Genomic DNA, 2,920 nt, shown 5'->3' on the forward strand with positions numbered 1-2,920 from the left:
ACCATAAATCGCCCACCCCTCCATGGGCGGCGATGTATCTTTGTGCAGAGTCATTGCCAACCACCACATCTCTGCTTCCTTCGGCAGCAAAGAGTTGACCTTTGTACCGTGCGATTTCCACCAGTGGGTGAATGCGGTAGATATCCTCGAAGTAGGGTTGGCGGAGATGGACACCAACAACGTCGACGCCTGTTTGACCACTTTGCAGCCCTGCAGACACGAGGCCTTTTCCGAACAGACTTTCAAAAGTTGCTGGTGGGTTGGCAACAGCAGACCACAGCGCAAGCGCCTTGGGAATCCCGCTACGCGAAGCGACAATGGTAGCCACTAGTCCACCCTGACTGTCTCCAATTATGCCAATTCGCGTCGCATCTACACGATTATCTGTTTCTAGGTATCGCAGGGCCTTTAGCCCATCGTCGATTTGTCGGGAGAATGTCGTATCCGCAAACGAGCCCTCGCTGTCGCCGGCCCCACGAAAATCAATACGTAGGCTGGCGATGCCCGCAGCAGCAAGTGCCTTGGCCGCACGAGGAAATATGCCCTCCTCGTCGCGATAACCAGCAAAACCATGTAACATCAATACAACTGGCGCATGACCCTGGGCCGGCAAAGCGAGGGTACCGACGACTCTCATGTTCTCGACAAAAAACGATATGATTTGCTCATTCGTACGGGCGCTGGAAGATCCCACGCCGATATAAATGCAAAAAACAACAATCCAAATTCTTCGGGACACCATGGCTGAAGCTCTCAGTGAATGCGCACAGCGTACCGCGTAACAGAACCAAAGAATATTCGGCCGAAAGACTTAAAAGCGAGGATAGGGGAGTGCTCATAGTAAGTGACGGACGAGTCGAGAAATTCATCTTATGGTGCAGACGGACCGAGCAAATCAATCGGCGGTCCTTGATTCACTCAACCGATTGCTGAGTAGGACACCGTGTTCCTCCACTGGCTATCGCCGCGTTGCCGGTCGCTGCGCAGCGCTCGAACAGTTGCTCTCTCGTTAATCGACCGCATCGCCCTTATGTTCACAACAATACCTCTCCAGTCTAGTGTGGGATATTAATGCCTGGTTTCTGCCGCCGCTCTTCGGCCCATTTAGACGCTTCTTCATCGTGCCTGAAGAAAAGTCCTCTTATGAGCCGCTCTGATGGCATGGCTATTAACGAGGGCCGCAATGGCGCTGAATTCCCCTAAAGACATGTCCCGGTTTCAACACCGCAGGCGCATTGCCCTTGCAGTTGTCATTGGTTTGATCCTTATCGCCCTTCTCACCATTCGCTCCGCTTGGAGCAATGACTGGACCCATGAATTCGTCGAGGACTTCGGTATCGGCGTGATCGTCTTGGCGATCCTGGGCCGGATGTGGTGCACGTTCTACATTGACGGACGCAAGAGTGCCGAGATCGTCCGATTTGGACCTTACTCGATAAGCCGTAACCCGCTTTATATGTTCAGTACACTGGGTGCGGCGGGCATTGGCATGCTAACCGGCAGCCTGACCGTGGCGATGGTGCTCGCCTTCCTCTGTTATGTGGCCTTCTATCATTCTGGCGGAGGAAGGCTATCTGGAAAATATGTTCGGTGAGGCCTATAGCGATTATAAGCGGGAAGTGCCGCGCTTCTTCCCCAAGCTTTCGCGTTACAAAGAGGCCTTCGTCCTGAGCGTCAAGGCCTCCACGCTTTACAGGACGCTCACCGATGGTTTGGTCTTCTTCGTTCCATATCCATTATTGGAGTTTGTGGGGTATCTGCAGGGCGCGCACATTCTTCCGGTACTCTTGCGGCTTTACCAAGCTTTTCGCGGCTCACGCGATTTCGTCGCTGATATAAATCTGGCTTGGAAGCTGGGTATAGCCGCGCTGCCCTAAACTAGGGACATTTGGTGGGGAGCTGTCACCTTGTTTTTGGCTTATTGAATTGTCGATATTGATCATTGGCATGAGCCAGCGCGTCGCCAAAAATTCGCAATCACCGACAGCAAGCCATGGCTCAATGGAAAGCCGCCAGGCCCAGATCGTCTGAAACTGTCAGCACGGGATTTAACGCGCTTGTCATTCAAACAAAGTGTCAACACTTGCAGTATTCGGCATCCTATCTTCTGAAGGCGGTGTTGCGCGTCGGATATCTGCCGTCGAAGAGAACTGGAATGCCGGCGCCGGTCCTGGGATCGACCGCATGAATATGAAGGTGCGGTTCGGTCGAATTGCCCGAGTTACCGACCTGACCCAGGTGCTGACCGACGGACACGTGCGTGCGCGACCGAACTTGGATACTTCCTTGCCGAAAATGGGCCAGCTCAACCTGCATCCCATTGCATGACAGAATGATAGGGTTGCCGGCGGCATTGGCCCGGTCGGTCTTGGGCGGAGGCAAATCCGGCAAGCCGTCTTTAACTGAGACGACCGTCCCCTCGCAGGGACTGACTACGGACGCTCCGAAGATAAAATAGCTGGTAGGATCCGATGGCAGGATGCTCTTGGATCGAAAGCCAGCTTCGTTTGTCGCGCTGATGTCCAGGGCGTAGCGTTGCGCGCGATGACTGGCATGATAGTTAAGCAAGGCAATGCTACCGCCATGTGCGATCACAAAATGACCGCGCTCCAGGGGGAACGCGAGCGAGCGAGAATTCTCCGGCTTCGCAAATCCGGTCAGAATGTAGGCCAGTGCCGCGCTGAACAGTGTGAGCGAAACGCCCGTCGTCAAATGCTGGGCCCAGAACCGCGAAACTTTCGGAACACGCCACGGTCGCCGAACATGTCTGACAAGGGAGTCCGATGCCACGACCAAGACCAATCCTACGAGGATAAGGCGCGTCCAAAGCCCCGCAATGTCCCATCGGCCGAGAATTAACAGCAGGAAGAAAGCCGCCGTATCGAGCGCAACCATCCTGGGAAGCTGGGCTCGTCGAGTC

At 54.5% G+C, this 2,920-nt stretch carries 2 protein-coding genes and 1 pseudogene; 1 reads left to right on the forward strand and 2 read right to left on the reverse strand.

The window, feature by feature from the left end:
- Nucleotides 1-742: alpha/beta hydrolase family protein (locus tag ACXJ5O_RS23365; protein ID WP_457301991.1), on the reverse strand; the 742-nt coding region annotated here is incomplete at its 3' end.
- 447 nt (nt 743-1,189) lie between these two features.
- On the opposite strand from ACXJ5O_RS23365, the pseudogene ACXJ5O_RS23370 reads away from it, so the two are divergent.
- Nucleotides 1,190-1,799: pseudogene (locus tag ACXJ5O_RS23370) on the forward strand (methyltransferase family protein); the annotation flags it as partial.
- A 301-nt stretch (nt 1,800-2,100) separates the two neighbouring features.
- Here ACXJ5O_RS23370 and ACXJ5O_RS23375 read toward each other — a convergent pair.
- Nucleotides 2,101-2,920, reverse strand: an 820-nt coding sequence (locus tag ACXJ5O_RS23375; RefSeq protein ID WP_457301992.1) for a M23 family metallopeptidase, incomplete at its 5' end; no start/stop codon positions are given.

Source organism: Phyllobacterium sp. P5_D12, from assembly GCF_054049495.1.